Below are 25,787 nucleotides of genomic sequence, written 5' to 3'. Positions count from 1 at the left end.
GTCAAACGATTTTCAGGGCGCGCCTGCGTCAGCCGCATCGTTCTTTCGCTTGCGACAAGGCCCCATCTCTTTCAGCACGTCGAAGGGCAATGCCACATCGAGCGAGAATCGTTTGCCGTGTGGATGCACCGCCGCGTAATCGAGCAATTCGGCAAGTTTCCCGTCCTCTTGGTCTTGCGCCTGCATGCGTGCCAGTGATAGCGCCGCGCCAAACGATTTTCCAAGATCTTCGATGTCTGCCTGGTGCGGCCCTTCCACGTCCGCCACGATGGCGACGTCTTCCGATGCGTCCACGTGCAAGTCCACCCGTTCGACTGCTTTTTGGAGTTTTTCCGCGAGCTCGTCTTGCTCGTCGGGCATCATATTTGCGAGCTCTTCGGGGGAAAGGGACCCATAAATGTCCCCGTACATCGACCATTCCGGAATGGCCGGCTCCGCAGGTTCGCCGGATTCGAGGCGCGTGATGGCTTCTTCGATGACTTTCGCATTCGGCCCCCTGAGCACGAGGGAATCACCCCAGATTGCGAATGCATCGGAGCCTGACTGCTTTTCGTAAATCACGCCTCCAGTACCAAACGTTCGTTTTGCATATTCCGGCCGATCGAAGCTCAATTTGTCGCCACGAACGGACAACACGATGAGCGGCGCGGACGAGACCGCAACACGTTCGATGTCTTCCAGCGGGTTGATCCCGAAATCGCTCTCGAATTTATCGAGCCCGGTCTGGCCATTGCGTTCCATCAAGCAATCGAGCCATGCTTTTCCAACGGGTGAATCCTTCAATTCACCCACCTCGAAAACCACCGTGCTTTTGTTTTTGCCGCCGGGCAGAGCTACGATGAGCGGATCTCGTTTGAGGAATTGGTCGGGCGTCGGGGCGTCATTTTGTGGCCGCACGGGAGGCAATGTCCGTCGGCGTTCGTTGCGGATTCGTTCTTGGCTGCGTTGACGTCGAGGAAAGTCGACTTCGGCAGTCCGGTCGGCTCGTTTGGGTTTGTCCCCCCGCGACATCAAAAATGCGGCCAATCCGAGGAGCACGACGGCCACGAGCAGCCAAATGACCCGTTTCATCAGAAATCCTTTTGCTCGAAAAGATGAATGCCGAGCGCCAAGGCTGCCAATCCGAACACCGAAAGCCCCGCGATTTGACTGGCAAGGGCCCAACCATCCACCGGGAGCGAGCCGGCCAAATCCGACGATGCATTGGCCAGCGTCGACACGCGCGGCAAAAAGAGTGTTACTGCACGAAACGCCGATCGAGCCATGCCCGATTCGAAAAATGCATCGAGCTTGTCGCGGTTGCCTGCGATCGTCCCCGCAATGAGGAAAAATACGCCGGTCGCTGCAGAAATCGCCGCGCTACGAATGATCACGGCGACGGCGAGCATCGCGCCGTAAATGGCAGAAAACGTGATGCTCGCCAGAAGCGCCGCCAGAACGGGCCGAATGGTATACACGCCCGTCTTGACGCCGAAAATGAGCGCCAAACCGCCCGCACCATAAAGCGACGCGACGACGGAGAGCACGAGCACTCCGAGAAAGGTTCCCGCCAAGAGCTCCGACCGACGCAGCGGCAACGCGAGCATATGTTCGATACGCCCCGGCGCGAGCAAGCTTGGTCCGAAATCCGCAGACGCGACGATTCCAAAGGCCAAACCTCCATAAAAAATCATGTACGCAGTGGCTCGAAAGAGGTGTCGCAGGACGATGTCCGCCGCGCGAATGTCCGTATTGACGGACTTTCCGAAAAACCTCGTGGCCGCAAGGGCGCCGTCGACCACTTCGAGGCGCAGGGCGAAGGCGAGAACGCCGAGAAGCCCGGTAAGGCCAATGGCAAGCGCGAGAAACCATTTTCGCGATGCCGCTTCACGAAGCACGTGCATGGCGACGGCGAAAATCTTCACGACGGTTTCTCCGAAGGATTCTTGGCGCCCGACGCAGAAAGCGCATCCGCAAGCACTTCTTCGAGGTCGCGCACGTCGCGCCTCAATTCCACGAGGCACGCGCCTGTGGCGCGTATGCGATCGAGCAGCACATTGAGCGCCGTCGGGTCCGGCGCTTCGCAGAGAAACACGCCGTCCGTCTCTGCCGATCGAAGTCCCAAAGCCGTCAATGCTTGCACATCGAATCCCGGGGCAAACCGCAATCTGTATTTAGATTCGCTGCCGCACAGGGCATCGATGGTGCCTTCACGCACGAGGCGCCCGTCCGAGAGAATGCCAATACGATCACAGACGCGTTCGGTTTCGCTGAGCAAATGGGAATTGAGAAAAAGGGTTGCACCGCGAGCGCGCTCTTCGCTCAGAATGCGACGAATTTCAGCGCGACCCAAAGGGTCCACGCCGTCCGTGGGTTCGTCCAGTATCAGCAATTGCGGATTGCCGAGAAACGCGGCGGCAAGCCCGAGCCTTTGCCTCATGCCTTTGGAAAACCCTGCAATGCGTCGATGGGCGTCCGAACCAAGCCCCACGCGTTCGATTTGCCTCATGGTCACGTCGTCACTTGCCTTCAATCCTTTCATTCGCGCCACGCTCGCGAGGAATTGTACGGGCGTGAAAGAATGCGGCAAGTGCAGTCGCTCCGGCAAGTAACCCACGTGGGCTCGAGCGCGCGGGTCGTTGGGATCCTGGCCAAGAATACGCACTTCGCCTGCGGTGGGCCTCACGATGGCGAGGAGCGTTTTGATGAACGTGGTTTTTCCGGCACCATTCAGCCCGATGAGCCCGAATGCGGCGCCTTGTTCCACCTGCACATCGAGGCCTCGCAAGGCTTCGACGCCGCCGCTGCGACGAAATAGCCCTCGGTACGACTTGCGCAAACCTTTTGCTTCGATTGCCAGCATCGATGATGGTCCTGCCCCCCATGTACCTTCGACGGCGCCGTGAGCGTAGCACTTTTTCCGGCCAGCACGGTTGCCGCTCGTGTCCTGAAAATTTCTTGTCACCTTTCTCATCCTGCCGACGTACTGATGTTCGAGTTCTCGATGATGAGTTTTCTCTGGCCGAGCCGAGACGATCGGCACTGTGACTTGCTACGGGCCGCTTTACGCGGCAATCGTGACGCGTTCCGTACGCTCTATCGTGAGCTTTACGGGCCCGTTACGGGCTTCGTTGGTCGCCGTATTGGGCATCCGCAAGATGCCGAAGACGTCGTGGCCATCGTTTTTCACAAATTTCTCGAGCGTCTCGGGGATTACGACGCGAAACGCGGCACCGTGCGGATGTATGTCCTCGCGATTGCACGCTCGGCCGTCATCGATTGGTTACGAGCAGTTCGTGACGATGTCCCCGTGGATGACTTGGCTGGAAGCATCGCGGACGGAGGTGAATCGCCGCTCGATGCGTTGGTTCGTGGCGAAAAGATGGGGCAATTGCACAAGGCGCTCTTGGCGATTTCCGCGCCATCGCGGGAAGTCTTGGTGCTGCGTTTTGGAGACGGTTTGTCGCATGCCGAAATTGCGGAATTGCTCGGCATGAAGGTCGATGCGGTGAAACAACGCTCGTCGCGGGCCATGCGGGAGCTCGAAGCGCAAGTGAAAAAGATGCCGTCATTAAAAGATGAAATGAGTTTGTCGAACGCAGAGACGGAGGGCGTGACCAATGTTCGATTTTGAAATGCGAAGGTCGCTTGGACGGGTGCTCGCGCCGTTTCGTAAGCCGCGTCCCGAGCACAAAGCGGCGCTCGAAGAAAAGCTGCTCGCAAAATTCAACGAAATTCATCCGAAGGAGGAGGACTACAGAATGAAAAGGTTTGGATTGCGCAAGGCGCTTCTGGTTGCTGCGGCCGTGATGACGCTGGGTGTCGCGGCGTGTGCGGCGCCGGCGGATATCGAGGTGGATGTGGGGCGGCGAGTTTCGATCGAATTACCAGAGGGGGTCGAGCCGCCTTTGGAACACGAAGCGATCGAGAAAATGATTCAAGGTAGCGGTAGCACCACCGAAGCGCGGGTGCGCATGGCGATGCAGAATGGCAAGAGCACGTTCGAAATCGAAGTGTGGGGAAATGGTTTGTCGAAGACGGATGTTGCCGACCAGATTCGGGCAAAGTTTCCGGCATTGGCAAAAGCTGCGATTCACGAAGAAGTGCTCGAAGGCAGAGTGCACGGCACGCTTGGCCAAAAAATTGGTCACCATTGGCTGGACCTCGATGTGCTCGACGAAACTGACGTCGAAGCAGCCAAAGAGCAATTGATGCAGCAGCTTGCGGCGCAAGGCGTGACGGGGAAAGTGGACGTCGACGTGCAGGACGAGGGAGGCAAGCGCAAGGTCAAGGTGCGCGTGGAGCGTGAAGATTGCGAGCTCGAGGAGGAGGCCGGAATGGAGCAGCCGGCACCTCAATGAAATGGCGTATGCTCAGGGAAGCGCATCCCACGCATTCCAGTGCACGCGCGCAATGAATGTCGACCCGCCCATCCCATTCGGCTTGTAAATGGCAGCCTCGGCCCAGGCGAGCTCGCCGAGTGTCGGGCATACGAATCCACCGTGACTCACGAGCCCCGTATTCGCCCCTGCGGGTGGCTCGACGGCCAAAAGCGCCATCGTATTGTTGCAGCGATTGGCTTCGTCGTACACGTAATACGTGATGTCTTGATTCTGCTCGATGCTGGCAATCGGCACGAGGTTCATGAGCTCGGCGGTCTTCATGCACCGGCAATATTCGCTCGAGAGCATGCGGCCAAAAGGAATGCCCCGCGTCGCGAGCGAATTTCCGATGGCAATCGATTCCATGTTCCCAGTGGGATTGAGTTGCCTTGCCGTCGCCGTCGGCGGTTGTCCTTGGGGACAATTGGCGTCGCAACGTTTCCACCAATCGGGATACGACGTATTCGCGGCCGTTCCCAGTCCGGTATTGTCCGAACAAACATCTGCCGACGCGTGACGCCAAAAGAGGTTGTAACCGCCGCCTGCGAGGCATTGCATGATGGTGGGCGAAAGCGTGTCTGCCGCTGGATCTCCTCCGCACGTACCGTCACATCCATAAACTGCGTAATGGTATGTCCGGGGGACGTTCGGTGTCGTGGGCAAAAGATTGCGAAGCGGCTCGGTCGTCGTGATCCCAGGTCCCTCGTAAACGACGGATGCGCTGGGATCGTCCGGACCCGTGGGCGCGGATCCTTCTTTGCGGACGATGCGCGACGTGGGTTTGGCCGATTTCACCCAATCGAGCTTCACGTCTTTGCCGGCGATGATGACCGTCAAATTCATGGGGTTTTCGGGCGCTCCGCCACCACCGCCGCCCGCGCCGCCCATTCCACCGTTTCCACCCGCGCCTCCCGCGCCTCCCATCCCACCTACACCGGCACCGGCCATGCCTCCCGAGCCGCCATTGCCGCCGGCGCCCGCTTCACCGCTGCTGCTCGATGCCGAGCTCGACGAAGATGCCGCCGACGAGCTACTCGCGCCGCCCGTCGTCGTCGTGGATGGCCATGATTTTTCGCCTTCGTCAGTACACGCGGCAGCACCGAGAATCAGACCAGCGGCGATTACGGATTGACGGAAAACCTTTTGCATTGCAGCACCTCTCGGGGCAGCGCCCGGCTCGTTTGTACGTAGAACAATTTTTGCGCGGCGTCAGCTCGGTTCAGTCCGCAATCTTTTGGCGGAGCCAGAGCGACGGCTTCTCGATGAAAAGGTGCATCACATATGCAATCGCCCACGAGACGAGCAGGGTAGTGGCGAGCGCCGCGATCCATAACAGGGTGAGCGAGATGCCTCGGGAATGGAGTGTTTTGACGGCGGGCACGACGAGGTGATCGATGATTGGTATGTGCACCAAGTAAAGACCGTACCCGAGTGTCGCGACCTTGCGGAAGAACGGCGCAGAAAGAACGCGGGCGACGATGCCGTCACTGTAGAGCAAAAGCGGCAACGCGCAGAGGTACATGATGCTCGTGAGGGTGCCCCAAGAGAACACCTTGACGAGCTGCAGGTGCTCCTTGCCGAACATGGATGGTTGGAGCAGCAACCAAAGGCACGTGAGCGCGGGAAGCGCGAGCATCGCGCGATGTAGAGGATGCTCGAGCCACTTGCTGATGACGTCGCGGTAGCGGCGATGCACGAGAGCCAGAAGGATTCCGGCCATGAGCGTGTCGAAGCGAGTGTAGGTGCGGAAGTAGAGCGCGCCGTAGAGGATGAAGTCGTTCCAGGGACGCCACCGGTAGTAGATCACGAGGCGTACGACGAGCGCGACGACGCAGAGTGAACTGAGCAGCACGATGCGCCCGCGATCGCTACGCAAGCGGTGCAGGATGAAGAAGAGCAGGGGAACGGCCAGATAAAACTGCTCTTCGAGCGCCATCGACCAGCCCCAGAACATGATGACGTCGGGGCGATGGAGCGAGACGAAGTTTGTCAGGTACGTATACTCGAAGATCAAGTTCTTGCGCTGCATCTCCGTGAGCGGATACGCGAGCGCGAGGATGGTGAGGACGATGTAATACGAGGGAAAAGTGCGCAGAACACGACGGAGGTAAAACCGGCGAAGGTCTTGGGAGCCTGTACGTTCGAGCGATCGGAGGAGGATCGAGCCGATGAGGAAACCGCTGAGGATGAAGAAGAGGTCCATCCCAAAAAAGATGGAGGTCGAGACATCGACGAAGGCACGATTGAGTGGAACGTCTTGTTCGCCCCAGAGAATCCACGTCACGTGCCACTGCACGACGCTGACGATGCCGACGACACGCAAGCCGTGAAGAGACGCGTACCGATTGTCGAGCAGGTCGAGGCCGAAGAAACGCGACAGCCACGAGCGGGGCTTTTCTGCATCGGCGATGGCAGCGTCGGTCATCGAGGCGCGCATCGTAGCAGTCCCTGAAAACGTCTGCTTCAGTCTCGGACCGTCGTTGGCTGTCGCAAAGCGACTCGATTCGATTGAAAGAAGAGAAGATGAAACCGTGGTTGGTCACGAAAAGCGAAACGCTCGTTGCAAAAAAATGGCTCACCGTGAAGGAGCAACACATTGCGCTCCCACATGGTGGCGAGATTGCCGACTTTCACCTGCTCGAAGCACCGGATTGGTCATCCGTCATTGCAGTTACAGAAATGGGGCAATTCGTTTTCGTGGATCAATATCGTCACGGCGCAGGCCGAGTGAGTCGCGAGCTTCCTGCGGGCGTGATCGATGCGGGTGAAACGCCCGAGCAAGCTGCTCGCCGGGAGCTCGAGGAAGAAACAGGGTTCGTCGCGGAACACTGGGAGCACCTGTTCACGACGCATGTCGAACCGCACCGTCTCACGTCGCGCGCGCACTTTTTCGTGGCCACGGGCGCTCGCCGAGTCGCCAAGCAGCGTGTCGATCCGAGCGAAAACATCGATGTCGTGCTGCTCGACGCGGCGGATATCGTTCCCGCGATCATGAATGGAGCCATTGTGCATGGCGTGCACGTCGGCGCGATCATGCTTGCCGCGCGTCGTGGGTTGGTGAAGCTCTAGCCCCACGATCCGCACTTCTTTGGGCTCCGCCGCGACTTCGTGTACGCTCGCGCCGTGCTCGCCCGCCGCGCGCTTCTCGTCTCGCTCTGCGTTTTGGCCTGCGCCGTCGCATGGCTGGCACGTGATGCATCGGCCGCGCGCCATCGCGCGGTTGCCATATCGAGCGGTTTGTCGCGGCTCACCATGCCGGTCGCGGCAGCCCCGCCCGCGCCGTCCGCGGAAGCCTCACCCAAGCGCGTCACGATTGCATTGACCGGCGACGTCGCGGTGGCTCTCGGTGTTGGAGCGATCGTTGCCCACGGCCGCGATCCGAGCTTTCCTTTTGCCGACGTTGCAGAACGATTGCGCAGCTACGACTTGCTCGTCGGGAACCTCGAGTGCGTCGTGGCGACGCAGGGCGCGGCGGCCATTTCCGAGCCTCTCGTGGCGCCCATCCAAACGCCCAAGCTCCTCGTCGATGCCGGGTTCGATCTGGTCTCGATTGCCAACAACCACACGCTCGACATGTCCCACGCCGGATACTTCGAAATGCTCCAGCGGCTCGATGCTGCGGGTTTGCCGCATTTCGGATCGACGACCGCCGATCATGCGCGTGATCCCATCGTGGTAAGGGACGTCGGCGGCGTGCGCGTGGCGCTCATTGGTCACATGAATCGGGAAGAAAAACGAGCCATTGCCGATGTCGCGCGCGCTCGGGAACGGGCGGATGTCGTGATCGTATTCGAGCACTGGGGGATCGAATATGCGCAATATCCGGTGCGTCACCAACGATTGCGAGGACGTACATTGATCGATGCCGGCGCGGATGCCGTCGTTGGCGCACATGCGCACGTCGTTCAGCCCATGGAAAAATACCGAGATCGACTCATTGCATATGGATTGGGCAATTTCGTTTTTTCCAGCATGGTCCGCCCCGGCTCGCACAATGGCGCATTGCTCGAGCTCGACCTGGACAAACGCGGAATCGCCGCACATCGATTTCGCCGGGTGACCATCGACGAGCGCGGAGCGCCCCGGTTTCACGGTGAGCCGACCGAAGAGCCGCCGTTCGACCCGCCGGGCACGCGATCTCTTCCGCCGCTATGAAACGCGCGAGAAGCACATCTTGCAATTGAAGGCCGCCTCGTGTACGAATTTTCGAATGCACTACGCCAGACTTTTCATTTCGCTTGCAAGTGTGACGTTGGCTTTCGCGATGTTTTCCGGCTGCAAGGACGACGGACCTGCCAAAGGTGGGCAGGGTGGAGAGGGCGGAGAAGGTACGTGGGGAGTGGGTGGGAGCGGTGTTGGATCGACGAGCAGCGGCTCCATGGGCGGCGACGGCGAGCCGGCGGTCATGAATGGAATGACCGCGGCGCACAATGAAGCTCGGGCAAACGCCAATCCCGCTCCGGCCAAACCAATGCCGCCGCTCACGTGGTCGGCCGATCTTGCTGCGGTGGCGCAAGCTTATGCAGAAAAATGCATATGGGAGCATAGCAGCAACAATTATGGCGAGAATCTCTACGCGACGTCGGGAGGTGACACGCCGCAAGACGTCGTGAATGCATGGGTGTCGGAAGTTCAGTATTACGATTACGCATCCGATTCGTGTAGCGACGTATGCGGCCATTATACGCAGGTCGTTTGGGCCGAAACGTTGCGCCTCGGATGCGGTATGGCGAAATGCCCGGACAACGCGCCCTGGGGCAATGGACCGTGGGAAATGTGGGTTTGTAATTACGATCCGCCGGGCAATTGGGTCGGCCAAAAGCCCTATTGATTACGCGAGCGCAGCGAGCGCACGCGCAAAGTCGAGCCCCGTCACGACGCCGACGAGCTCGCCGTTGTTCATGGCAAATACGCGACGAGCCCGCGCCTCGAATGCGTGCGCCGCAGCGCGATAAAGCGGCGTCTGGACGTGCTGCAACACGAGGCCATAATTCATGACCTCCTCGACGCGCGTATTCGGCGGCAAATCACGCGCCGCAAGCGCTTCGACCTGCGTGAAGGCTCCCACCGGATACCCGAATTCATCGAGAATCGCAACGCCCGTCACGCCCACCCGATCGAGCCTCGATGCAGCGTCGGCAATCGTCGACTTGACCGACAGCGTGATGACCGGACGCGACATGACGCTTTCAACCGTGCGGTCGATGCGCAAGCTGCGCACGGATGCGAGCACTTCCTCGATGCTGAACACGCCCGCGAGTTGCCCCGCGTCCTCGACGTACACGCGATGAACATGGTTGTCGGCCATGACGCGGGCCGCGTGTGTGACGAGCGCATCGGCGGCAATCGTGATGACGCCCGCGTGCATGTGCTCGCTCGCGGGTTCCGATGGCAACTCGATGGCCTGCACGCCCGCCAACGATGCCGGCTGCAATCGGCCAACGCGCAAAAGGTCGGTCATGGATACGACCCCAAGCGGCTTGCCGCTTCCGTCGACCACGGGCACCGACGAAATCCGTTGGAGCACGAGAAGCTGGTAGACCTTGTCGAGTGGCGTATCGGTTTTCACCGACAGCACGGGGGTCTTCATCAACGTCGAAACATGCAGGGACGCTTGGGTCATGAGAGCGGCTCCTTGGCAAATGGTTGGCCAAGCGGTGCGGAGTCGCTCGGCATCCTACCGTTCGTCGATACGAATGCAACTACCGCGTGAGGGCAAGGCCATGACAAACCGCAGTCGCCCGCACGGACGCTCAAGCCATGGGATAAACGCGTTCGAACGTGGCTGCGGCGATGGCCACGGTAACGGGAATCGTGAAGTTGTCATCGAGCCGCACCGTCGCAACCTCGATGAGCGCTCCGGCTGCACTCGAAACGGCGGCGATTGCCAACATCGTCGGCAAAGGCAAGGGATGAAATGCAACGAGGAGCGTCATGGCAGCGGCCATGCCGACGGCGAAAAAACCAAGCGTGCCTTCGAGCGAGCGGTTTTTCCGAATTTTCGTTCGCCCGATGCGGCGTCCAATGAACCCCGCCGCAGGATCGGCCAAGCCCAAAACGACGACCCCGAGCTCCGCCGAGCGCAAGGGCGCAAAAAGCGCAAGGCCCACGAGCGCCGTGAGATACCACGTCGACGAGTTGACTCGATGCGTCTCTTCCTCGTGCGCGATGCGTGAAAAAAACCGCATCAAATAGCCGTTTACCGGAGGATGCAGGCGCCGAGCAGCCTCGAGCGACCAGCAAATGAGCGCAAGCGAGCCGCTGACCGCGACGAGCCACTCGCGACTCGGGCAAAGGCGCAACAGCACGAGAGCAACGGCCGCGGAAGTCACATGAAAGAGGCTTCGAGCGGCATTTTCGGGGCGCCTTGGCTGCGCAGGTGTAAGAGGCGCCGGCTCTACATCGAGCGCGGCAAGATCATACCCAGAATTGGACACGGCGGGAGCAGCCTACTCGCACCGCGGTGTCCCGAGTTTCAGGTTCTTGTCATTTCGACGGCGCCGTGGGGCCCAGGACTACGCTCCGCGGGCGAACTTGAGCGGGGTCGATCGCGGCGCGGGAGGAATCGATCCGCTTGCCACGCGGGGCTTACCGCCGTCGTCCTCCGTGAGGCGTTGGAGGACGGCGTCCGCGACACTCGCAAGCTCCATCTTGCGCGACATCACGAGGGGGGAACGCGATCCCAGGCGACGCGAAGCAGTCGACGCGACAAAGGTGCCGCTCGGCGCGTCATCGAGGACGATCATGGGCACGTTGGCGTTCGAGCACTTTAATTGCACCACGCCGAGCAGTCGAAGAAAACTCCGACGTTCGACGACCACACAATCGGCGCCCATGCCTTCGACACCGAAGTATTGCGCAGCTTGATCGGCATTTTCCATGGTCACCACGTCACACCCGTGGCCGACTCGCAAGAGCCGCGCGAGCGTTTGCCGAATGCCACTATCGCTATCGACGATGAGCACGCGCCACGGGCGAGGCGCCACGTTGTCGATCGTGCGCGCGCCGGCGAGAGCCCGTGCGCGACCAATCAGATACGCTTTCGAATGCGGTTTGCCCACGTAATCATCGGCTCCCACACCGAGTCCTTCGAGGCGCGAGCCAAAACGCGCGTCACTCGACAGGATCATCACCGGCATGTCCGCGAGTGACGGATTGCGCCGGATTTCTCGCAGCAAATCGATGCCATCCCCATCGGGCAGGGACAGGTCCAGAATGACCAAATCGATGCCTTCGCGGTTTCTTGCTTGGGCCAGAGCACGCCGAGCTGCATCCAGCGTCGGCACAGGGGTCACTCGAAACCCAGCTTCTCGGAGCTCGGCCGTGATGACCATCCGGACCGTCGTGCTGTCATCAACCAAGAGTACGTGGGCAGCAGGCATTGGTAATGGTCTCCGTAAGTTCCGAAAATTCCGAACGATGTCTTTTTCTCAAAGTACACCAAACGAACGATATGCACACGAGGTTTATGTTCATGAATGCGTTTTTGTGGATCTCCTCGGTCATCGTGTCGATATTTCAAAACCTAACGTTTCCGCAACGTTACATATTTTTTGTGTCCCAATTGTCCGTTTGGTCAAACCACGTCACATTTTGATGTCCGCGATCTACTTCTGGTCAAACCAATGACCACCATGCCATTGATGCCGACATCTGAAAACCTAACGTTTCCGCAACGTTACATTTTGATGTCCGCATGGTGCTTCCAGTCAAACCAATGACGCTCCGGCACGCGCGGCGGTTGACCGTTTCAATCACCCGTCGAGCAGGCGCAGCCTGCGAATATCACGAGCTTCAATCGCTTAAGCAATTATCGGGCCAAGTCCACGAAAGAGCATAAATTTTTGAGTTTTCGCGACGAACACACGCGGTCATACGCAAGCGGTGCACCTTCGTCGCAGAATTTGCGCCCTCAATGTTCATTCGAATTCGCATTGATATGGACGAAGTTGCGCTCGTTTGGGCTTTGGTACGGAGCCGCGCAGGCACATCGAGCAAACCGACACGGTCTCAGTGCAATTCTGCTTGCACCGGCCCAAGGCTCTAGGTATCCGAGGCGTATGACTCGAATTTGGGCTTCCGCTGCCGTTACATCCGCCTTGCTCGTCGCACTTCCGAATGCTACGGCCGCTGAACCGACGCCGCAGAGCTCGACCTCCGAGTCCTCTTCCGCTGCGCCGCAAGCGCCAACGCCGCCCGATTCGCCGGCCGAAGCGCCGCCCCCAGAAACGCCCCCGGCAGAAACAACTCCGGCAGAAGCGCCCCCCGCAACGCCTGCGGCGGAGAAGCCTCCGGAGCCGGCCGCACCTGCGAAGGCCCGATCGAAAAAGGGGCTGCCTCGGCTGCATATCGAAGCCAATCGGCCGGGGGTGCGCCTTTTGCAAATCAATCACGTGATGTCCGACGAAATGGGCGAGGGTATTCTCGTGAATGACGTCTGCACCGCCCCGTGTGACAAAGTCATCAATGCCAAAAGGGGACAAACGTTTTTCTTTGGCGCCGACGGAATGGTGCCTTCCCGAGGATTCAAGTTATCGGGTGTCGAAGGCGACGTCGTGGCCCGCGTCGATGGCGGAAGCCTCGTTGCACGTCAGGTGGGGTATTTGGTCGGAGGGTTTGGCGGGGTCGCCGTCATTGGTGGCATTACGATGCTCGGCGTCGGATACGGCACGGGCACGGCCCATTTGTCGAGCGAAGGAAAAGTCGTGGAGGGGCCCAACCCGAATCTCACGACCGGCGGCTTCATCGTGCTTGGCGCGGGAGCAGCCATGGTCACGACCGCCATCATTTTGGTCGTCACGGCGAAAACGAAATTCACGCTGGTACGCGGAGAAGACAAATCCGCCCTCGTTACGTGGGAAATGGGCGCGATTCGATTTTGAGCCGATGGTGGGAAGTGTAAATGACAATCAGAACGTCACGCCTACGCCGAACGTTCCGAGGATGGTTATGCTGCCCTCTTTGTCGTAGAACGTGACCCCCACTGGCGCCACACCGGGGTTTTTCGATTCGGCAACGATGGTGATTGGATCGGCCGTGGCCACACCAATTCCAATGCCGCCCGACAACGAAAACCCTCCGTCACCGAATATCGTCGTATTGCCGATGACGCCGCCGAATATCCACGAGCCAACCTCTTTCGTCACGGGGTCTTTGGGCTGGATCGGATGCGTCAGCGTCGCATCGAAGCTCTCGTAACCGGCGTGGGCCTTGAGCCAAAAACCTCGCAATGCTTTGCCCTCGAAATAAACGCCCACGTTGCCCGCCAGCGCCCATCCGCTCGCATCGAGGTTCTCTGTCGACGTGCCAAATATCCACGACGGCGAAAGCTGCACCGAAAGCGGACCGATGACGGCAACCTCCGCCTCGAGCGTCAGCCGCCGAAATAGCAAATCGAAGGGATTGACGCGCGCCGACCAACGACAACACTTGGGCGGCGGGGGCGGAGGAGGTGGCGGGGGACCTGCACCCGGACCATACCCTTGCGGAGGATATCCCTGCTGCGGATATTGCCCTTGAGGATATTGCCCTTGAGGATATTGACCTTGTGGGTATTGCCCTTGAGGATATTGACCTTGTGGGTATTGCCCTTGAGGATATTGCCCTTGAGGATATTGTCCTTGGGGATATTGTCCTTGAGGGTATTGCCCTTGAGGATATTGGCCCGGCTGATATTGCCCAGGCGCGGGTTGTCCCTGCGGATATTGCCCCTGCGGATATTGCCCCGGTTGGTATTGACCCGGCGCGGGTTGTCCCTGCGGATATTGCCCCGGTTGATATTGCCCAGGCGCGGGTTGCCCCTGCGGATATTGGCCCGGCTGATATTGCCCAGGCGCGGGTTGTCCCTGCGGGTATTGCCCCGGTTGATATTGCCCAGGCGCGGGTTGCCCCTGCGGGTATTGGCCCGGTTGTGCTGGAGCTTGCGGCACGGGCGTGCCCTGTTGAGGAGGCGCCGGCTGCTGAGCCCACACGATCGTGGTCATCGTCAGTGTCGCAGCAAGCGTTGCGGGCGTAATCCAAGGCGGCGATCGTCGTGCCATCCCGCTCAATGTACCGCTCCGCAAGACGTTTCGCCAACCCGGAGATCAGCTAGCCTCCCGTCGTATGACTGCCGCCACGATTTCAATCGACACGAGCCACGTCGCCGCAGAACCTTCGGCCACGAGCATCGATCAGGCTCTCGTCGAACTGCGCGATAACGCTCGCGGTTTTGCTCGTTTGGCCCCGCGCGACAAAGCCCGGCTCCTGCGCGACGTGCTCGGACGCGTCGAAAGCGCCGCCGCACGCATGGTCGAAGCAAGCTGCCAAGCCAAGGGCATCGACCCGCGTAGCACGCTCGCAGGCGAAGAATGGTTTGGCGGGCCGGTGACGATCGTGAGCAACGTAGCGGCTCTCGCGGATGCGCTCGACGACGTCGCCAAACGCGGTGCACCAAGGTTGCCCTTTCGCAGCGTGCGCGAACGCGACGACGGACGCGTCGACGTGCGCGTGTTTCCGATGCGCGGATCGGACGCGCAACTGCTCGCGGGTTTTTCCTGTGACGTGCGCCTGCTCGAGGGCGTGCGTGCGCGTGACGTGCGCGCACAGCAAGCCGCGTTTTACCAGACGAAGGACCCCGAAGGCGCCGTATCGCTCGTGCTCGGAGCAGGCAACGTCGCAAGCATCCCGGCGATGGATACGCTCTACGAGCTCTTCGTCGAAGGCCGCGTCGTGATGCTCAAGATGAGCCCCGTCAACGAGTACCTCGCGCCCATCTTGAACGACATGCTCGCACCGCTCGTCGAACGCGGGTTTGTCCGGATCGTACGCGGCGACGCGAGCGTAGGCGCCTACCTCGCAACGCATGAAGCCGTCGGACATGTGCACGTCACGGGTTCACAACGAACGCACGATGCGATCGTGTGGGGAGCCGATAGCTCGCAGCGAGCAGAACGACAGCGCCGAGGTGAACCTGTTCTCGGTAAAACCATCACATCGGAGCTTGGTAACATCAGCCCCGTGATCGTCGTGCCGTTCCTCTACTCGGAGCGCGAGCTCTGGTTTCAAGCGCGAAACATCGCGACGCAGGTCGTCAACAACGCATCGTTCAACTGCAACGCGGCGAAAATGCTGGTGCTCGCGCGAGGTTGGGCGCAGCGTGATCGGTTTGTCCAGGAACTTAGTCGAGCGCTCCTTCAGGTGCGCCCGCGCAAGGCGTATTATCCCGGCGCGGTCGAACGCTACCAGACGCTCACGACAGGCCGCGAGCACGTGCGACGTTTCGGTGAGTGCGGTCCGGACGAACTCCCGTGGACGCTCATCGAAAGGCTGGATGCTTCACGCGCGGACGAACCGCTCTTTTCGACCGAGCCGTTTTGCTCGATCATCAGCGAAGTATCGGTTGGCTCGGACGACCCTGTGGACTTTCTCTCGGCCGCCACGAAGTTCTGCAACGACTCGCTCTGGGGAACGCTGTCGGCTTCGATCGTTTGTCACGGCGTGCTCGAGGACGATCCCGTCGTCGGCCCGGCGCTCGAACGAACCATTGACGAATTGCGATATGGCGCCGTGGCGGTGAACCATTGGCCAGCGCTCGTGTACGGTACGGTGACGGCGCCTTGGGGCGGGCATCCAAGCTCGACGCTCGAAAATGTGCAAAGCGGCAAAGGATTCGTCCACAACACCGTGATGTTGGGAAATATTGAAAAAGCGATTTTTCGCGGGCCGCTTACGCATTTCCCGCGTCCTCCGCTCTTTTTCGATCATCGAAAAATGGATGTCGTGGCCGAGCGGCTCATGCATTACAACGCTCGACCCGGCTGGTCTCGCCTGCCGAGCGTTGCAATGGCAGCGCTTACTGGCTGAGCTTCGGCCTTTTCGGCTGGACGATGCGCACGCCGCGTTCTTTGACGGTCGTGCGCATCATGCGGTCGACCTGTTCCTTGAGCCCCGGTTGTTCATCGGGTTCGGACAAGTCCCACCCTTTGGCTTCTTCCGCTTCCTTGGTATTGCTCGCATTGCAAGGCGCCGCGACCGTGCGCGGGAAATACGTGAACGGCGTATAGTCCGGCGTGCTCGTGAATGCGTCGACCGGCAAGAGCGCGCTGCGCATGTATTCGTTGTTGTAGGGCAGGCCGAAGATGTGCGCGATGAGCTTATAGATGCTGGCCATGTCGTAATGCCCGTGGCTCACGTATTTGCGCCGCACCCAGGGCGAAGCCATCCACAGGACGGTGCGATGCAAATCGACGTGGTCGCCACCATTTTGCGGATCGTCCTCCGTGATGATGACGAGCGTGTCTTTCCAGTTCGGGCTATGGGAAAGCGCGTCGATGAGCATGCCCGTCGCTTCGTCGTTCACCGCAATCATGACCTCGGGCGCGGGCGCTCCAGCGCTGCCGCCGCTCGTATGGTCATTGGGCTGCACTGCGTACGTAAACTGCTGCAAGTCGCAAAGAAGCCGAATTCGCCCCGCCATGTAGCAGGACTTTTGCGTATCCGGAAGCTCGCCGGCGTACACCAAGCCCGGATACTTTCCATCGAGTCCCTTCGGCGCATTGCCAACGATTTCACCCATGTTGTCGTAGGTGATTCCGTTGTCTCCGAGCCAATGGAAAATGCTGCCTTCTTCCGGGGCCGATTGCTTGGTCGTGGTCGGTTCCGTCGGTGGGCGCGAACCGCGACCCCACGTGGAGAGCCACGTCCTTTCGACGTAATCGTTCGTCCGGCCAAACGCGGTCCAGACGTGACCTTGCACGGATTGCTCGGCATCCGTGTAAAAATTATCGAAATTGGTGAACGTCTCCGCAATGGCCCGAGCATTTTTCCACACGGCATCTTGCATGGCGACATCGGGCGCCATGATGAGGTTCGGGTCGCCATCGCCGAGGTCCGTACGGTCTCCAAGGACCGAGTCGTAGGTCTTGTTTTCCCGAATGACGAGAATGACGTGTTTGATGACCTTCGACGGGCCCTCGGTGTTCGTCGCAGGAATGGGGAAATCGTTTGCCCCCGCAGGACAGGTCACCTGGGGCGCGCCCGGGAGCTTGTCGATGTGTCGTCCTTTGTCGACCGTTGCGGTATGCGCGGCGAGGTTTGCCAATTCAGATGCGGGCACGTGCTGGACGCTGCCGCGCATCATTTCGGTGATGTTCCCGTCGGACCACGGCAATTCCGACAAATCGGGGCCCGCTCCATGCGCTTTGCCATTGATGATGACGAGGGATCCATCGCCATCGACGATGACGCCGGTGGGCCACCAAGCCGTTGAAATGGCCCCGGCTGGTGTAATCGTGGGCGGCGTACCCATGCCGACGTCGTAAACGCCAACCGCATTGATGCCGGCGAGCACCGCATAGAGTCGCTTGCTCGTCGCATCGTAGGCCATGGCGCTCGGAGATGCACCTCGAGGCGCGTCGGCGTCGAAGATGGGCACGCGAGAATCGATGTTCATGGTGGCTCGATTCACGAGGGCAATTGAATCGCCATGCGCTTCGGCCACCGCAACGTACGTTTCGTCGAGAAAAACGAATTGTGCGGGGCTCTTGGCGAGCTCGACAGCACGGGTTGGAGCATTCTTGCCGACTTCGATTTCGATGAACTTCGAGCCGGCTTGGTCCGTCGCGTAAAAGGTATTGCCCGCGGGATTGAGGGGATCGAGACGCACGTCGAAAATGGCAAACGAACCGCCGGTCGAAATGCCGCCTAGACGTGTGCCGTAATCGGCATCGTCGAGCGAGATGACTTGGAATTCGGTTGCGTATTGTGACGGGGCGACGACGAGACGCTTGCCATCACCGGAAATCGCTAGAGCGCCCGAATACCACGGATTGTCGCCCGACATGCCGAGCGCGATGTCGCGTCCTGCCGCCCGCGTCGCTTGTCCCGTCATGGGATCGATGTCGAATGCGTACACCATTGCGTCGCCGCCGCCCGACGCGAGCGCTCGATTCGGAGCAATCCACGCCAAACCATAATAAAGCGCGGTGGGTCGAGGGAATTGGAGGTAGCTGGCCACGGGCGCGCCTCCGGATGCAAGCTGATCCAGATTGAGCACGCGCAGCGCGTTGTCGCGAATGCCGCCGTCGGAGACGAGCGCCAAACGCGAACCGGGCACGGCCATGATGTTCATGGGGAACGTGCCACGCAGGTCGGGTTCTTCGAAAAGAACCTCGCGGCCAACAGGATGAATGATATGGCCGTCGGGGAGAACGTATCCGCCACCGGCGAGCGGTCCCGCCTTTGCCGCAGCCTCGCCCGTTGCATCGCTCGCGGTGCACTTTCCAGCAACGGGCGTGGGGTGCGTCCCGTCAAACGCTTCGCACGCTTCGTCGTGCGGAAGTTTGTCCCAGGGTGCGAGCGCTGGGCATTCGAATGGCGTTTCCGGTTCGGAGCACTCGCCGCCGCACAAAAACGCACACGACTTGGGCAAGTCGCCCATGATGTCGTCGACGGTGCCGAGGTTCGGAGGTGTCGGTTTGACGACGGCGGGATCGTCGTCGCATCCGGCCGCGACAAACGCAGCAAATGCAAAGCCGACGAGTGACACGCGCGAGCGGAGAGACCGGCTGAAACGGGCAAGCATGTAAAAGAAGTATCACGACTCTTGCGCGGACAGCTCAACGCATCGCCAAGAAGAGCGTGACGATTCCAAGGGCGGCGATTGCGGCGATGAGCCAGGCAAGATGGCGCGAACTTTTTGATCCGTACGTTTGCGTGATCGAGGGCGCGGCCTTTTGCGTGGCGCGGACGCAAAGGACGACGCCACTGCTCGCGCCGGGGCCGATGCGCGCTTCGAGATGAAGCTGCGCAATGGCACCATCGGCGTCGCCGAACGGTTTTACGAGCCGCAACACGACCGCGTCGTCGATCGAGCGTGGAAGCTTGACACGCAGCGAGCGCGCGCTCACGTCGCCTTCGATGCGGTGTCCGCCGCGACGGCCGCAACCATCGCATCCGCCACCGTCACAACGTGCACACACGACGCGCGACGGAATGGCGACCATGATTTCGGCGCCGACCCAAGCTTTCGGCACTTCGATGGTGTGCCTACCGCGCGACCGGCCGCATGCATCCAGCGCGGAAGAATTTACGACACGGCCAAGCGCCTGCGCCATGCACAATTACTAACCCCATCGCTGGCATTCGGGAAGTGCATCACAACCACTCGAACTTGGCCGCTTGCTCGCCTTCCGAGTGACGCCGAGTATGCTCGGCGCAATGATGCAGAAACTTACTTTGCCGCCATTGCTTGGTGCTCTAACCATTTTTTACGTCGCAAGTTGCGGCGGAAAAGTCGTCCTCGACTCGGGCACTGGTGGCATGGGTCAAGGCGGCAGCGGAACGTCATCGTCGAGCTCGAGCGTGTCGTCGACATCCGTTTCGAGCAGTTCGTCAGGCGAACCATCTCCTTGTGACGGAACGGCGAGTTGCGAGAAGTGCGTCAATTGCACCGTGGGCGTCGTCTGCGCCGAACAGTGGGAGAAGTGTGCGTCCGTGGCGCCCTGCATGGAGCTCGTCTACTGCCTTGCGAGTTGTCACGACGCGCAGGCGTGCATCGACAAGTGCCTCGATGCGTTTCCTGAGGGGATCGACCTCTACAACGAGACGGCGAACTGCGTGATTTGCCAGGCCTGCTTCAACGACTGCAACGGTTTGGCGAAGGGTTGCATGTGAGGTTTTGATGGTTGAGCTGGTTTCGGTTTGGCCCGGGGGGTTTGGGGGGGCCGAGCCTCGCCCCCCCAACGAGAACTAGACTCGCGCAGCGCGCGCGAAGCGAGGGTTCAAGCTCTGGCCTGGCTTCAACCGCGACGACGGAAAAACCCTTCGATCGCTGCCCGATGAGCTGGCCCGGCCCAGAGCTCGGCAAACACCGCTCGCTCGAGCTCGATCGAGTTGCCTCGACGCGCCTGCCGCACGACGCGAAGCGCTCGCTTCTGCGCAGCGATGACCGCACGAGCATTCTTGGCAATCGACGCAGCCCGTTCGAGCGCGCGCGTGAGCGCTTGACCCTTCGCCACGACATCACCCACGAGCCCGATGCGTTGCGCTTCGGTCGCATCGATTTTCTCTGCTGTGAAAAGCAGTCGCGACGCTTCGACCGGACCCACTCGCTCGAGCAGTCGCGTCATGCCGCCCCACGCCGGGGACAAACCCATCCGCGCATGCCGAAACGCAAGGCTCGCATGGCTCTCCATGATCACCATGTCGCAGAGCAAAATCAGCTCGCAGCCGCCGCCGTAGACATCTCCAGAGACCGCAGCGATCACCGGCAAATCGCCCGATTCGAGCACCAAGAGCGGCTCGTACATGTCGAGCACCGGCTTTGGCCCTCCATCATCACGAACATGCTTGGCGATCTCGTTCAGGTCTCCGCCCGACACGAACGATTCTTCCCCCGTCGCTGCGAGCACGATGGCGCGTGCGGCAGGATCGGCCGCTGCCTCGGATGCTGCCTCGGCCAAGCGACGAGCTAGGTCGGCATCGATGGCGTTGCGCGTCGTAGGTCGATCGATTGTCAGGACAACCGTCGCGTCCGATCGATCGATGCGCAGGCTCACGTGGCATCTCCGCGTGCGCGACCGTTCGTTCGTGGCGCACTTCGAGGCGGCGTGCGTTCGTCATAAAGAACGCTCGTGATGCGCAGATCGACCTCGCGTTGCGAGATGCGTCCTTGCTCGGAGGCGTACTTCTCGGCGTACTCGATGATCGCGCCCGCAACGTCCACGCCGCTCGCTCGCTCGACACCTTCGAGCCCCGGAGAGCTGTTGATTTCGAGGATCTTCGGCTTCTTCTTCGACTCGAGCATGTCCACGCCGGCGACCTCGAGCCCCATCACCTTCGCAGCTCGAATGGCCGCGTTGCGATACGCAGGCAGAAGCTTGACGCGGTTGCCTTTGCCGCCGCGATGCAAATTCGACCGGAATTCACCGGGTTTGGCGACGCGCCGCATCGAAGCGACCACGCGTCCACCCACGACGATCACGCGGATGTCCCGCCCCTTCGACTCGCGCACGTATTCCTGCAAAACGATGTCCTGGCCCATCGCCCAGAGCGTTTCGAGCAGCGAATGCACCGCTTGCGGCGTCTCGGCGATCATCGTGCCGATGCCTTGCGTGCCTTGTTGAAGCTTGACGATGGCCGGGCAACCGACGATGGCCAGAGCCGAATCGACGCCTGCGGGACTGCGCGCACAGATGGTCGTGGGCACATCGATGTGCTTGCGGTTGAGCAGTTGTAGTGCGCGGAGTTTGTCCCGGCTACGCGCGATGGAGACGGCGCTGTTGAGCACGGGAGTTCCCATCAGGTCGAATTGACGAACGACGGCCAGGCCGTAATTCGTGATACTCGCCCCGATGCGCGGGATGACCAAGTCGAACTTGGACACCGCGTTTCCTTCGTGAAGCAGACTCGGACGTCCCTTCGACACGACGATCTGCAGGTCCAGCGGGTCGAAGACCGTCACATCGTGACCGCGCGAGCGCGCGGCCAGCACGAGACGACTGGTCGAGTAGAGCGTTGGGTTTCGCGAGAGAACGAGGAGCCGCATTCGAATTGAAGGGCGCACACTAGCAGAGTCCGACGAGGTCACACGTGCGTTCGCGGACACGGATGCTTTCACACATTCGTGCCTCTTGCGCTTTGAGATGTTTCGTGTACGAATCATGTGCGTTCGCGCGGGGAATCGCGCCAAATCAGGAGAAAAGTCGTCATGTGGCAGCCCTTTACCGAGGAGCACGAGCAATTCCGAAAGACGGTCCGCGCGTTTGCGGAGAAGGAGCTGGCGCCGCATGCCGAGCAGTGGGAAGCGGACGAAGTTTTCCCGAATTGGGTATTCAAGCGGGCAGGGGAGCTCGGGATTTTGGGCGCGCATTTCCCCGAAGAACACGGCGGTATGGGGCTCGATTATTGGTTCAGCGCGGCGAAAGCGGAGGAATTGCCGCGGTCGCGCTTGGCCGGTGTCGTGATGGGACTGCTCGTGCAAAGCGACATGGCGACGCCGGTCATCAGTGATTTGGGGACCAAGGACCAAATCGAGGAATTTTTGAAGCCGGTCCTCGCGGGCGACAAAGTGATTGCGCTGGGCGTGAGCGAGCCGGGGGCCGGAAGCGATGTCGCGGGTATTCGCACGTTCGCGCGCAAGGACGGGGACGATTACGTCATCAGCGGCCAGAAGACGTTCATCACGAATGGGACGCGAGCCGATTTCGTCACGCTCTTGGCGAAAACGACCCCGGATCGAGGGGCGCACGGATGTTCGTTTTTCCTGGTACCGACGAATTTGCCGGGATTCTCGGTATCGAAGAAATTGAAGAAAATTGGCAATAAGTCTTCGGATACGGCGGAGCTCTTCTTGGAGGACGTGCGAATTCCGAAACGTTATCTGCTCGGCGAAGAAAACATGGGCTTCATGTACCTGATGCAGAACTTCCAAAGCGAACGACTGATCGGGTCCGTGAGCGCCATTTCGGGCGCCTTCTACACGCTCGATTATTCAGTGAACTACGGCAAGGAACGCATGGCGTTCGGAAAACCGATCATCAAGCGCGAAGTTTGGCAGCACAAATTCGTGGACCTGTACACGCGGGCCGAGGCTGCAAGGGCGCTCGTCTACCAGTGCATCGATCGGTACAACGACGACCGGTACGTCAAGAAGGGGCCGGTCGGCTTCGACACGGTCAAGTACATCTCGATGGCGAAGGTGCTGGTGGGTGACGTGACGAACGACGTGATGGACACGTGCCTGCAGTTCCACGGCGGGTGGGGCTACATCGAAGATTTCCCGATTGCTCGGGCTTGGCGCGACCAGCGGCTGTTCCGCATCGGCGGCGGGACGAGCGAAACGATGCGGTACTACATCGCCAAGATCATGGGGTTTTGAAGGCGGGTCAGGACTTGGACGCTCGCTTCGCGGGCGTGCGCGCTCGGTCGCGGCCCACGCGCGCGAAGCGAGCGTACAAGCCCTGGCAAGGTCTCGATTCGACCGGGCTTCCAAACCCAGGCCCGGCCTCAACCCCACCGTGCTTCAAAATACTTAAAAAAGAACGGGACAAGCGCCGAAAAGCGCTGTAGAACCTGCCCCCTCTCGGATCGACCGGGGCTGTAGCTCAGTTGGGAGAGCGTCTGACTGGCAGTCAGAAGGTCAGGGGTTCGATTCCCCTCAGCTCCACTGATGATGCGAAAGATGGCAAAGGCGTCGCAATGCATGCGGCGCCTTTTGCCATTTCGGGGTCGCGCATGAGATCGCAACGTGCCTGGCAGTTTGTCCTGGTGATCTACGTGATCATGCTCGGTGTCATCTCCGCTCTGGCCTACACCAAACATCTGCACGTGAGCGCGCTCGTGGGCCGGTCGCACGCGGACAAACTCATTCACTTCGTCTTGCTCGGCGGCGCTTCGTTTCTCGCCAGGCACGCAACCGCGGACGCTCGGATGCGCTTTCTGAGCCTGCCAATCGGGCCATTCGTCGTGGGCACGATTGCGACCATCGACGAATGTGCTCAGGGTTTTTCGCCGTCACGGACGTTCAGCTTGGGAGATCTGGCCGCCAACATCGGGGGCGTCGTCGTGTTTGGATGGCTTGCTGGGCTGCGGTTGTTCGGAACGCTTGCACGAACTCGCTCGCGTTCGAATTGATTTGAGCTGAAACGTTCAGCCCGCGACCACGTCGCGCGTTGCGGCTTCGACGATCTCTTTTGCGTAACGCGCGATGGCCGCAGCATCTTCGCCTTCGACCATGACGCGCAGCTTGGGCTCGGTGCCGCTCCATCGCACGAGCACGCGGCCCGCGCCGCCGAGCGTCTTTTCGATGCGATCGACCACGAGCCGCATCGTGGGCATCGATTCGATGGGCATGCGCCGCACGAACGTCGCGTTCTCGAGCACCTGAGGCACGCGCTGCATCGCGCTGTTCGCAAGCTCGGATAGGGGTTTGCCCGATTCGAGCATGATCGCGAGCACCTTCAAGGCAGCGACGATGCCATCGCCCGTCGTGGCGTGATCGAGAAAAATGAGATGTCCCGATTGTTCACCGCCGAAGGAATAACCACCCGCACGCATCGCCTCGACCACGTACCTGTCACCCACGGCCGTTCGTACGACCTTTCCACCTTCGGCTTCGACCGCTCGTTCGAGGCCCAAGTTCGACATCACCGTGCTGACCACCGTGCGCTTGGGGAGTTTGTCCTGGCGAATCATGCTGCGCGCAACCATCGCCATGACCGCGTCGCCATCGACGACCTGTCCCTTCTCGTCGATCATGATCACGCGATCGGCGTCTCCATCGAGCGCAATCCCGAGCGATGCTTGCCGCCGCACGACCTCGTTCACGACGTGCTCGGGATGCAATGCGCCCGCGTCTCGGTTGATGTTTCGCCCATTCGGACGAACGCCGAACGCATGCACGTCGGCACCAAGCTCGGTGAGGACCGCCGGCGCGACGCGGTACGCGGCACCGTGGGCCGCATCGACGACGATGTGTAGTCCTTCGAGCGACAAGTGCGCAGGGAACGTGTTCTTGCAAAAGACGACGTAACGACCGCGTGCATCTTCCAAACGCGTCGCACCACCTATCGCCGCGCCCGTCACACGCATCTCATCGAGGGACGACGAGTCCATCAAGCGCTCGATTTCCGCTTCTTCCGCGTCGGGAAGCTTGAACCCGTCGGGGCCGAAGATCTTGATGCCGTTGTCGCCGTACGGATTGTGGCTCGCGCTGATGACGATGCCCGCATCGGCTCGCATGCTGCGCGTCAGTTGCGCAACGGCAGGCGTGGGGATGGGGCCGCTGAGCATCACGTGACCGCCCATGGCGCAAATGCCCGACGCGATGGCCGTTTCGAACATGTACCCGGACAAACGCGTGTCTTTGCCGATGACGACGCGTACTTTGCGGTTTTTCCCGCGACGCGCGACGAACGCGACGGCCCCTGCCGAGGCGCAGGGCCATCTCCGGGGTCATCGGCGGCTCGTTGGCCGCGCCGCGAACTCCGTCCGTTCCGAAGAGCTTTCGTGTGCTGCTCTTGGCTAGGTCCACCGGGTGGTCTTTCTTCTTGGTCGTCGTTTTGGCCACGCCGTCACGCTAGTCGGGGAAGGGCACGAGCGTTAGCCCGTTTGAAGCCCACCGTTGCCGTTTTGCGGAGGCAGAAGGTTGGATGCTCGCCGGGCAACCGAGGTTGTTGGTCAGAAGTTTTGGCAAATGAAACATATTCGACGCGCGGTCTCAGGACGAATGCGATCGTCGCCGACGAGCAGAGCGGTCGTGAGAATTCAGCATTTTGTTGGCAATGTAAAAATGAATAAAAGAAATTCGCAAATCGTCGTCGCTCGACGTTCCTGACGAAATCGTGTTCGAGTGCTGTTTCGACGCGTCCGATGCACGTCAGATCGCCGAAGCCTTTCTCACCCGCCGCACGGCAACCCTTCCCAGGTTACCAAGTTGGTGACGAT

General features: G+C 60.5%; 23 protein-coding genes, 1 tRNA gene and 1 pseudogene. 11 read left to right on the top strand and 14 right to left on the bottom strand.

Annotated features, from left to right (window positions below; all coding sequences use genetic code 11):
* Positions 1-12: 12 nt before the first annotated feature.
* The 3 genes from IPM54_43410 to IPM54_43400 are packed head-to-tail and all read right to left on the bottom strand — an operon-like array spanning position 13 to position 2,842.
* Positions 13-1,071, bottom strand: a complete 1,059-nt coding sequence (locus tag IPM54_43410) for a hypothetical protein (protein ID MBK9266623.1) — start codon at positions 1,069-1,071, stop codon at positions 13-15.
* Positions 1,071-1,883 (bottom strand): hypothetical protein, encoded by an 813-nt coding sequence (locus IPM54_43405; protein MBK9266622.1) that lies wholly within the window; start codon positions 1,881-1,883, stop codon positions 1,071-1,073. Before IPM54_43405 ends, IPM54_43410 begins: the two co-directional genes overlap by 1 nt.
* Positions 1,884-1,900: 17 nt before the next feature.
* A complete protein-coding gene (locus IPM54_43400) occupies positions 1,901-2,842 on the bottom strand; it encodes an ABC transporter ATP-binding protein (protein MBK9266621.1) in 942 nt (313 codons plus the stop codon).
* Positions 2,843-2,881: 39 nt separating this feature from the next.
* Here IPM54_43400 and IPM54_43395 point away from each other — a divergent pair, with 39 nt between their 5' ends.
* Both IPM54_43395 and IPM54_43390 read left to right on the top strand, forming a co-directional pair.
* Positions 2,882-3,613, top strand: coding sequence for an RNA polymerase sigma factor (locus IPM54_43395; protein ID MBK9266620.1), 732 nt, complete (start codon positions 2,882-2,884; stop codon positions 3,611-3,613).
* A gap of 1 nt (position 3,614) precedes the next feature.
* Positions 3,615-4,340: a hypothetical protein gene (locus IPM54_43390; protein MBK9266619.1), complete on the top strand. Its 726-nt coding sequence runs from the start codon at positions 3,615-3,617 to the stop codon at positions 4,338-4,340.
* Positions 4,341-4,352: 12 nt separating this feature from the next.
* On the opposite strand, the gene IPM54_43385 is transcribed toward IPM54_43390, so the two are convergent.
* Together IPM54_43385 and IPM54_43380 are read right to left on the bottom strand one after the other, a co-directional pair.
* Positions 4,353-5,510, bottom strand: a complete 1,158-nt coding sequence (locus tag IPM54_43385; GenBank protein ID MBK9266618.1) for a hypothetical protein — start codon at positions 5,508-5,510, stop codon at positions 4,353-4,355.
* Between the two features lie 70 nt (positions 5,511-5,580).
* Positions 5,581-6,786 (bottom strand): acyltransferase, encoded by a 1,206-nt coding sequence (locus IPM54_43380; GenBank protein ID MBK9266617.1) that lies wholly within the window; start codon positions 6,784-6,786, stop codon positions 5,581-5,583.
* Positions 6,787-6,884: 98 nt separating this feature from the next.
* On the opposite strand from IPM54_43380, the gene IPM54_43375 reads away from it, so the two are divergent.
* The 3 genes from IPM54_43375 to IPM54_43365 all read left to right on the top strand — a co-directional run bounded on the left by IPM54_43375 (position 6,885) and on the right by IPM54_43365 (position 9,192).
* The gene (locus IPM54_43375; GenBank protein MBK9266616.1) at positions 6,885-7,430 is read left to right on the top strand and encodes an NUDIX hydrolase; all 546 of its coding nucleotides are present in this window, start codon (positions 6,885-6,887) and stop codon (positions 7,428-7,430) included.
* A gap of 54 nt (positions 7,431-7,484) precedes the next feature.
* Positions 7,485-8,516 carry a CapA family protein gene (locus IPM54_43370; GenBank protein MBK9266615.1) on the top strand — a complete coding sequence of 344 codons (1,032 nt, stop codon included), beginning with the start codon at positions 7,485-7,487 and terminating at the stop codon, positions 8,514-8,516.
* Positions 8,517-8,625: 109 nt separating this feature from the next.
* Positions 8,626-9,192: a Fis family transcriptional regulator gene (locus tag IPM54_43365; GenBank protein MBK9266614.1), complete on the top strand. Its 567-nt coding sequence runs from the start codon at positions 8,626-8,628 to the stop codon at positions 9,190-9,192.
* Here the strand turns inward: IPM54_43365 and IPM54_43360 are convergent, their stop codons facing one another.
* The 3 genes from IPM54_43360 to IPM54_43350 form a co-directional block, all read right to left on the bottom strand.
* Positions 9,193-9,984: a CBS domain-containing protein gene (locus tag IPM54_43360; protein ID MBK9266613.1), complete on the bottom strand. Its 792-nt coding sequence runs from the start codon at positions 9,982-9,984 to the stop codon at positions 9,193-9,195.
* 130 nt (positions 9,985-10,114) lie between these two features.
* Positions 10,115-10,798 carry a hypothetical protein gene (locus IPM54_43355; protein ID MBK9266612.1) on the bottom strand — a complete coding sequence of 228 codons (684 nt, stop codon included), beginning with the start codon at positions 10,796-10,798 and terminating at the stop codon, positions 10,115-10,117.
* Between the two features lie 78 nt (positions 10,799-10,876).
* A complete protein-coding gene (locus tag IPM54_43350; protein ID MBK9266611.1) occupies positions 10,877-11,743 on the bottom strand; it encodes a response regulator in 867 nt (288 codons plus the stop codon).
* Positions 11,744-12,421: 678 nt separating this feature from the next.
* Here IPM54_43350 and IPM54_43345 point away from each other — a divergent pair.
* Positions 12,422-13,243: a hypothetical protein gene (locus IPM54_43345; GenBank protein MBK9266610.1), complete on the top strand. Its 822-nt coding sequence runs from the start codon at positions 12,422-12,424 to the stop codon at positions 13,241-13,243.
* A gap of 27 nt (positions 13,244-13,270) precedes the next feature.
* Here the strand turns inward: IPM54_43345 and IPM54_43340 are convergent, their stop codons facing one another.
* Positions 13,271-14,401 carry a hypothetical protein gene (locus IPM54_43340; protein MBK9266609.1) on the bottom strand — a complete coding sequence of 377 codons (1,131 nt, stop codon included), beginning with the start codon at positions 14,399-14,401 and terminating at the stop codon, positions 13,271-13,273.
* A gap of 64 nt (positions 14,402-14,465) precedes the next feature.
* On the opposite strand from IPM54_43340, the gene IPM54_43335 reads away from it, so the two are divergent.
* On the top strand, positions 14,466-16,205 hold the full coding sequence (locus tag IPM54_43335; GenBank protein MBK9266608.1) for an aldehyde dehydrogenase family protein: 1,740 nt from the start codon (positions 14,466-14,468) through the stop codon (positions 16,203-16,205).
* Here the strand turns inward: IPM54_43335 and IPM54_43330 are convergent.
* Both IPM54_43330 and IPM54_43325 read right to left on the bottom strand, forming a co-directional pair.
* On the bottom strand, positions 16,195-18,888 hold the full coding sequence (locus IPM54_43330; protein ID MBK9266607.1) for a hypothetical protein: 2,694 nt from the start codon (positions 18,886-18,888) through the stop codon (positions 16,195-16,197). The genes IPM54_43335 and IPM54_43330 overlap by 11 nt on opposite strands.
* Before the next feature lie 70 nt (positions 18,889-18,958).
* A complete protein-coding gene (locus IPM54_43325; GenBank protein MBK9266606.1) occupies positions 18,959-19,375 on the bottom strand; it encodes a hypothetical protein in 417 nt (138 codons plus the stop codon).
* Positions 19,376-19,559: 184 nt separating this feature from the next.
* Between IPM54_43325 and IPM54_43320 the strand changes: the two genes are divergently transcribed.
* On the top strand, positions 19,560-20,015 hold the full coding sequence (locus IPM54_43320; GenBank protein MBK9266605.1) for a hypothetical protein: 456 nt from the start codon (positions 19,560-19,562) through the stop codon (positions 20,013-20,015).
* A gap of 125 nt (positions 20,016-20,140) precedes the next feature.
* Here IPM54_43320 and IPM54_43315 read toward each other — a convergent pair whose 3' ends face one another.
* Both IPM54_43315 and IPM54_43310 read right to left on the bottom strand, forming a co-directional pair.
* Positions 20,141-20,899, bottom strand: coding sequence for an enoyl-CoA hydratase/isomerase family protein (locus IPM54_43315; protein ID MBK9266604.1), 759 nt, complete (start codon positions 20,897-20,899; stop codon positions 20,141-20,143).
* A complete protein-coding gene (locus IPM54_43310; GenBank protein MBK9266603.1) occupies positions 20,896-21,888 on the bottom strand; it encodes a RimK family alpha-L-glutamate ligase in 993 nt (330 codons plus the stop codon). The genes IPM54_43315 and IPM54_43310 overlap by 4 nt, the downstream gene beginning before the upstream one ends.
* A gap of 162 nt (positions 21,889-22,050) precedes the next feature.
* On the opposite strand from IPM54_43310, the gene IPM54_43305 reads away from it, so the two are divergent.
* The 3 genes from IPM54_43305 to IPM54_43295 all read left to right on the top strand — a co-directional run bounded on the left by IPM54_43305 (position 22,051) and on the right by IPM54_43295 (position 23,975).
* Positions 22,051-23,220: an acyl-CoA dehydrogenase family protein gene (locus IPM54_43305; GenBank protein ID MBK9266602.1), complete on the top strand. Its 1,170-nt coding sequence runs from the start codon at positions 22,051-22,053 to the stop codon at positions 23,218-23,220.
* Positions 23,221-23,435: 215 nt separating this feature from the next.
* Positions 23,436-23,508, top strand: a tRNA-Ala gene (locus IPM54_43300).
* Positions 23,509-23,576: 68 nt separating this feature from the next.
* Positions 23,577-23,975 (top strand): hypothetical protein, encoded by a 399-nt coding sequence (locus IPM54_43295; GenBank protein MBK9266601.1) that lies wholly within the window; start codon positions 23,577-23,579, stop codon positions 23,973-23,975.
* 15 nt (positions 23,976-23,990) lie between these two features.
* Here the strand turns inward: IPM54_43295 and IPM54_43290 are convergent.
* A pseudogene (locus tag IPM54_43290) lies at positions 23,991-25,299 on the bottom strand (phosphoglucosamine mutase).
* Between the last annotated feature and the right edge of the window lie 488 nt (positions 25,300-25,787).

The sequence above is a fragment of the Polyangiaceae bacterium genome (assembly GCA_016715885.1).
Taxonomy (GTDB): Bacteria; Myxococcota_A; Polyangia; order Polyangiales; family Polyangiaceae; genus Polyangium.
This window is presented reverse-complemented; position numbering and strand designations above follow the sequence as displayed.

Coding starts and splice junctions, on each gene's coding strand:
- IPM54_43410 (MBK9266623.1), bottom strand. CDS start 1,071: ATGAAACGGGTCATTTGGCTGCTCGTGGCCGTCGTGCTCCTCGGATTG.
- IPM54_43305 (MBK9266602.1), top strand. CDS start 22,051: ATGTGGCAGCCCTTTACCGAGGAGCACGAGCAATTCCGAAAGACGGTC.
- IPM54_43360 (MBK9266613.1), bottom strand. CDS start 9,984: ATGACCCAAGCGTCCCTGCATGTTTCGACGTTGATGAAGACCCCCGTG.
- IPM54_43320 (MBK9266605.1), top strand. CDS start 19,560: ATGATGCAGAAACTTACTTTGCCGCCATTGCTTGGTGCTCTAACCATT.
- IPM54_43390 (MBK9266619.1), top strand. CDS start 3,615: ATGCGAAGGTCGCTTGGACGGGTGCTCGCGCCGTTTCGTAAGCCGCGT.
- IPM54_43365 (MBK9266614.1), top strand. CDS start 8,626: ATGTTTTCCGGCTGCAAGGACGACGGACCTGCCAAAGGTGGGCAGGGT.
- IPM54_43380 (MBK9266617.1), bottom strand. CDS start 6,786: ATGACCGACGCTGCCATCGCCGATGCAGAAAAGCCCCGCTCGTGGCTG.
- IPM54_43340 (MBK9266609.1), bottom strand. CDS start 14,401: ATGGCACGACGATCGCCGCCTTGGATTACGCCCGCAACGCTTGCTGCG.
- IPM54_43375 (MBK9266616.1), top strand. CDS start 6,885: ATGAAACCGTGGTTGGTCACGAAAAGCGAAACGCTCGTTGCAAAAAAA.
- IPM54_43345 (MBK9266610.1), top strand. CDS start 12,422: ATGACTCGAATTTGGGCTTCCGCTGCCGTTACATCCGCCTTGCTCGTC.
- IPM54_43405 (MBK9266622.1), bottom strand. CDS start 1,883: ATGCACGTGCTTCGTGAAGCGGCATCGCGAAAATGGTTTCTCGCGCTT.
- IPM54_43385 (MBK9266618.1), bottom strand. CDS start 5,510: ATGCAAAAGGTTTTCCGTCAATCCGTAATCGCCGCTGGTCTGATTCTC.
- IPM54_43400 (MBK9266621.1), bottom strand. CDS start 2,842: ATGCTGGCAATCGAAGCAAAAGGTTTGCGCAAGTCGTACCGAGGGCTA.
- IPM54_43335 (MBK9266608.1), top strand. CDS start 14,466: ATGACTGCCGCCACGATTTCAATCGACACGAGCCACGTCGCCGCAGAA.
- IPM54_43310 (MBK9266603.1), bottom strand. CDS start 21,888: ATGCGGCTCCTCGTTCTCTCGCGAAACCCAACGCTCTACTCGACCAGT.
- IPM54_43295 (MBK9266601.1), top strand. CDS start 23,577: ATGAGATCGCAACGTGCCTGGCAGTTTGTCCTGGTGATCTACGTGATC.
- IPM54_43350 (MBK9266611.1), bottom strand. CDS start 11,743: ATGCCTGCTGCCCACGTACTCTTGGTTGATGACAGCACGACGGTCCGG.